Here is a 4856-nt window from a genome sequence, read left to right as displayed (position 1 = left end):
GCCCGCTGCGGTGCCGGCCCCCGCGCCGCTGCCCAGCCCGCAGCAGCTGCAGCAGCAGGCGGAGAAGGCGGTGCAGGACCTCGCCGGGCAGGTCGATGCCGCCGCCAGGTCGCTGTTCGCCCCCTTCGCGCCGCCCGCCCCGCCCGCGCAGCCGCAGGTCTGACACCACGAGGGGGTACTCGCGGCCGGACTTTGAGACACTGGGGGAGTGACGTCTGCGAGTGATGCCTTCCCGACCCCGTCCGGCATGTCCGGGACCGCCCGATCGGCCGAGCTCTTCGCCGAGGCCCGCGAGCTGATCCCCGGGGGAGTGAACTCCCCGGTGCGCGCCTTCAACTCCGTCGGCGGGACCCCGCGCTTCATCCGCGAAGCGCGGGGTTCTCGCATGACGGACGTCGACGGCAACACCTACATCGACCTCGTCTGCTCGTGGGGCCCCATGATCCACGGGCACGCCCACCCCGAGATCGTCGACGCCGTCCGCGACGCCGCGACCCGCGGCCTCAGCTTCGGCACCCCCACGGAGGGCGAGGTCGACCTGGCGCGCGAGATCATCGCCCGCACCTCGGTCGAAGAGGTGCGGCTCGTCAACTCCGGCACCGAGGCCACCATGAGCGCCGTGCGCCTGGCCCGCGGTTTCACCGGCCGTTCGAAGGTCGTCAAGTTCTCCGGCTGCTACCACGGCCACGTCGACGCCCTCCTCGCCGACGCGGGCTCCGGCCTCGCCACCTTCGCCCTGCCGGACTCGCCCGGCGTGACTGGCGCGACCGCCCACGACACGATCGTGCTGCCGTACAACGACATCGAGGCCGTGCGCGTAACGTTCGCCAACCACGGGGACGAGATCGCCTGCGTGATCACCGAGGCCGCCGCCGGCAACATGGGCACGGTCCCGCCGCTGCCCGGATTCAACGAGGAACTGCGCGCGCTGTGCTCCGCCAGCGGCGCGCTGCTGGTGATGGACGAGGTCATGACCGGCTTCCGCGCCGGCGACCGCGGCTGGTGGGGCATCGAGGGCGTCGCCGGCGACCTCACCACCTTCGGCAAGGTCATGTCCGGCGGACTGCCCGCCGCCGCGTTCGGCGGCCGCGCCGATGTCATGGCCGCCCTCGCGCCGGCCGGGCCCGTCTACCAGGCGGGAACCCTGTCCGGGAACCCCGTCGCCGTGGCCGCGGGCCTCACCTCGCTGCGCCTGGCGGACCACTCCTGCTACTACACGCTGCAGACCAACGCCGACCGGCTCGAGGCCCTCATCGGCAACGCACTGCACGGCGCCGGTGTCGCCCACACCATCCAGCGGGCGGGCACCATGCTCAGCGTGTTCTTCACCGAGGAGCAGGTCACCGACTACGCCGGCGCCAAGGCCGCCGAGACCTTCCGGTACGCGCCCTTCTTCAACACCCTGCTGGACCGGGGCATCTACGCCCCGCCGAGCGCGTTCGAGACCTGGTTCGTCTCCACCGCCCTCACCGACGACGACTTCCAGCACATCGCCGACGCCCTGCCCGTCGCCGCCGAGGCGGCCGCCGCCGCGACCGCCCCCGAGGACGGCCGATGAGCCGCAGCGGCCGCGGGCTCCGGGGACGTCTCGCCGTCCCGGCGACGGGCCCCACCTCATTGCCGATCCCTCTGCGCGGAGACCATCCCGCCCCCGCCGCGGCGCCGCCGTCGTTGGGCGGGTCCGCAGCCTCCGCGGCCCCGGTGGAGGCGCCCGTCGAGACGCAGCCCGAGGGGTCTGCGACCTATGGCGCCGAGCCGGGGACGATCGCCGTTCCGGGAGAGCCGACCTCGTCGTCGTCGACCCCCCGTGACACGTCGGCCCGCGCCAACGAGACGCAGACGATCGTGCACCTCGTGCGCCACGGCGAGGTCCACAACCCGGAGGGTGTCCTCTACGGGCGGCTCCCAGGGTTCCGGCTGTCCGAGTTGGGACGCAGCCAGGCGGAGACCGTCGCCCGCGTCCTGGGGAAGGGGCACGACATCGTGTCGATCGTGGCCTCCCCGTTGCAGCGCGCCCAGGAGACCGCCGCCCCGCTCGCCGAGACCCTCGGACTTCCGGTGGGGATCGACGCCGACATCATCGAGGCGGAGAACCGTTTCGAGGGGCGCAAGGTCGGCGGCCCCGGTGGCGCTCTCCGGGACCCGCAGTACTGGCCGATCCTCGTCAACCCGCTGCGGCCGTCGTGGGGCGAGCCGTACCTGCAGATCGCGCACCGCATGATCGGCGCCGTGTACTCGACCCTCGACACCGCCCGCGGGCACGAGGCCGTCCTGGTGAGCCACCAGCTGCCCGTCTACACCACGCGCCGCTTCCTCGAGGGACGGCGCCTGTGGCACGACCCGCGCTCCCGGCAGTGCTCCCTGGCGTCGGTCACCTCGCTGGTGTTCGAGGGCACCACGCTGCGGGACATCGTCTATTCCGAACCGGCGGGCGCCTCCGACCCGTCGCAGACTGGAGCATGATCCATGCGTAAAACCAAGGCCGTGCTCGGCGCGTTGCTGCTGACCGGCGCGCTCGCCGCCGGCTGCGCCACCGGCGACGACGCGGTGGTGGTGGGCCCGGAGACGTTCGAGTTCGTCAGCCCCGACGGCCAGATCGAGATCCACTACGACCCCCCGGCCGAGCGCAAGCCCGTCGCCACGATCGCCGGGCCCGACCTGCTCGACCCCGACCGCACGCTCACCGTGCAGGACGACTTCGCCGGACAGGTGGTGATCCTCAACCTGTGGGGCCAGTGGTGTGGTCCGTGCCGCGCCGAGTCCGACGACCTGCAGCGGCTGCAGGAGGAGTACGAGCCCCGCGGCGCGACGGTGTTCGGCATCAATCTCCGCGACCCCAATCGGCAGAAGCCCGTCGACTTCGTCCGCGACAACGGCATCACGTACCCGTCGATCTGGGACCCGAGCAACGCGGCCGTCGCCGCCCTCCGCGGCTTCCCGACGTCGGTGGTGCCCGCGACGATCATCCTGGACAAGCAGCACCGGGTGGCCGCCGTGTACCTGGCCGAGATCACCGACGACGAGCTGAGTGAGACCGTCGACAGGATCCTCGCCGAGGAGGTCGAGCAGGTGTGACCCCCGAGGTGATCCTGCTGGCCCAGAGCGTCGGGGAGACCTTCCAACAGACCGTGGCCAGCGGCCCGATCCTGCTGGCGCTGGGCGCGTGCCTGCTGGCCGGGCTCGTGTCGTTCGCCTCGCCCTGCGTGATCCCGCTGGTGCCCGGGTACCTGGCGTACCTGGCCAGCGTCGTGGGCGCCGAGCGACCGCCGGTCACCGCGGCCGCCGCAGAACGGCAGCGTGCCGCCACTGCCACGCTGACCGTGGAGGAACGGCGCACCCGGCGCGCTTCCCGAGCCCGCGTGGTCGGCGCATCCCTCCTGTTCGTGGGCGGGTTCACCGTGGTGTTCGTGCTGCTCAGCGCCATGGTGCTGGGGACAGTACAGTACCTGGCCCCGCAGCAGGAACTGCTGCAGCGGCTCGGCGGTGTGGTGACCATCCTCATGGGCCTGGTCTTCATCGGCCTGGTGCCCACCCTGCAGCGGGACACTCGCATGCAGCCCAAGGCGCTCTCGACCTGGCTCGGCGCGCCGATGCTCGGCGCCGTCTTCGCCCTCGGTTGGACCCCGTGCCTGGGTCCCACGCTCGCCGCCGCGCTGTCGGTGGCCGCCGGTACGGGCGTCGACGCCGCCCGGGGCGTTCTGCTCATCGTGGCGTACTGCCTGGGCCTCGGCTTGCCGTTCGTCGTGGTGGCGTTCGGTTCTACGTGGGCCATGCGCACGGTGGGGTGGCTGCAGAAGCACACCCGGGCCATCCAGGTGTTCGGCGGCGTCATGCTGATCATCGTGGGCCTGCTGCTGCTCTCCGGCGGGTGGGCGCTGTTCATCGACTGGCTGCGCGACTTCGCCATCTCGGACACCACACTGCCCATCTGACCCACTCGAGCTGGCCGACGTCGCCCGCGCGGTCATGCTGCAGCCTCGTGGCCGCCCGTGTGCCGGGCGATGGCGTGGTCGAGGTCGTGCAGGAGCGCGAACGGCAGGATGGGTGCGTCGAGTGGCCCGAGTGGCGGTGGGCCGGGTTTGGGTGGGGGTGGGTTGCTCGCGCGTGGGGTTCCGGTGGGTGGGATCCATCGGACGCCTTGGGGTGCGGTGCGGTCGGGGATGGTGGTCCAGCCGGTGTCGTGGATCATGGCGTGGCAGTCGGCGCTGGTCAGGGCCAGTTCGTCGATGTTGGTCAGGCCGCCGGCGGCCCAGGGTGTGCCGGCGTGGTGGGCTTGGCAGTGTCGGGCGTCCTGGTCGCAGTCGGGGTGGGTGCAGCCGCCGTAGGCGGCGAACAACGCTAGGCGTTGGTAGCGGGAGGCGGTGCGGCGACTGCGGTAGAGCTTGAGGTCGATCTCCTGGTCGCACAGGGCGAGGAACCAGTGGTTGCCGCGGGCCATGGCGATGGCCTGGTCGACGGGCACGCGGATCCCGCCGTCGGTGTGGCCGCATCCGGCCAGGGTGGCGAGTTGGTCGAGGTCGATGCGCACGACGATCGCGGCCGCGGCGCCGGTCTTGCGCGCGTCGGTGGCCAGGGCGAGGGTGAGGGCGTGGACGAGGGCGTCGTGCATGCGTTGCCCGTCGCTGCGGTCATCGGGGGTCTGCTCGTCGGGCCAGAGGCGTCCGGGTTGTGCCCAGCGGGCGTGGACTTCGCGCATCAGGGCCGCCAGTTGGGGGTCCATGGTCATGGCGGCGCGGGCCATCAGGTCCAGCCCCTGGCCGGAGCAGGTGACCGATCGGCGCCTGGCCCGTTCGCCGGCGCCGCGTTCGGTGCGGCCCGGGTCGATCTGGTCCAGCAGGCGGTGGGCATTGTCTTGG

5 protein-coding genes are annotated in these 4856 nt (G+C 72.3%); 4 read left to right on the top strand and 1 reads right to left on the bottom strand.

All coding sequences use genetic code 11. From position 1 onward, the window contains the following. The first annotated feature begins 247 nt into the window (after positions 1-247). From hemL to G6030_RS15940, 4 genes are all read left to right on the top strand, one after another. Positions 248-1558 (top strand): glutamate-1-semialdehyde 2,1-aminomutase, encoded by a 1311-nt coding sequence (gene hemL, locus G6030_RS15955; protein WP_182643779.1) that lies wholly within the window; start codon positions 248-250, stop codon positions 1556-1558. 284 nt (positions 1559-1842) lie between these two features. Then, on the top strand, positions 1843-2463 hold the full coding sequence (locus tag G6030_RS15950; protein ID WP_043566296.1) for a histidine phosphatase family protein: 621 nt from the start codon (positions 1843-1845) through the stop codon (positions 2461-2463). A gap of 3 nt (positions 2464-2466) precedes the next feature. Beyond that, on the top strand, positions 2467-3075 hold the full coding sequence (locus G6030_RS15945; RefSeq protein ID WP_182643778.1) for a TlpA disulfide reductase family protein: 609 nt from the start codon (positions 2467-2469) through the stop codon (positions 3073-3075). After that, positions 3072-3932, top strand: coding sequence for a cytochrome c biogenesis CcdA family protein (locus G6030_RS15940; protein ID WP_007627275.1), 861 nt, complete (start codon positions 3072-3074; stop codon positions 3930-3932). The genes G6030_RS15945 and G6030_RS15940 overlap by 4 nt, the downstream gene beginning before the upstream one ends. Before the next feature lie 32 nt (positions 3933-3964). On the opposite strand, the gene G6030_RS15935 is transcribed toward G6030_RS15940, so the two are convergent. After that, on the bottom strand, positions 3965-4856 hold an 892-nt coding region (locus tag G6030_RS15935), incomplete at its 5' end, for an HNH endonuclease signature motif containing protein (RefSeq protein ID WP_182643777.1).

Source organism: Dietzia sp. E1, from assembly GCF_014145015.1.
In the GTDB taxonomy this organism is placed as follows: Bacteria; Actinomycetota; Actinomycetes; order Mycobacteriales; family Mycobacteriaceae; genus Dietzia; species Dietzia cinnamea_A.
Note: the sequence above shows the minus strand (reverse complement) of the source record. Positions and strands in the feature narration are given on the sequence as shown.

Excerpts from the sequence above, each read along its gene's own strand:
- hemL (WP_182643779.1), top strand. The coding sequence starts at position 248 with ATGTCCGGGACCGCCCGATCGGCCGAGCTCTTCGCCGAGGCCCGCGAG.
- G6030_RS15945 (WP_182643778.1), top strand. The coding sequence starts at position 2,467 with ATGCGTAAAACCAAGGCCGTGCTCGGCGCGTTGCTGCTGACCGGCGCG.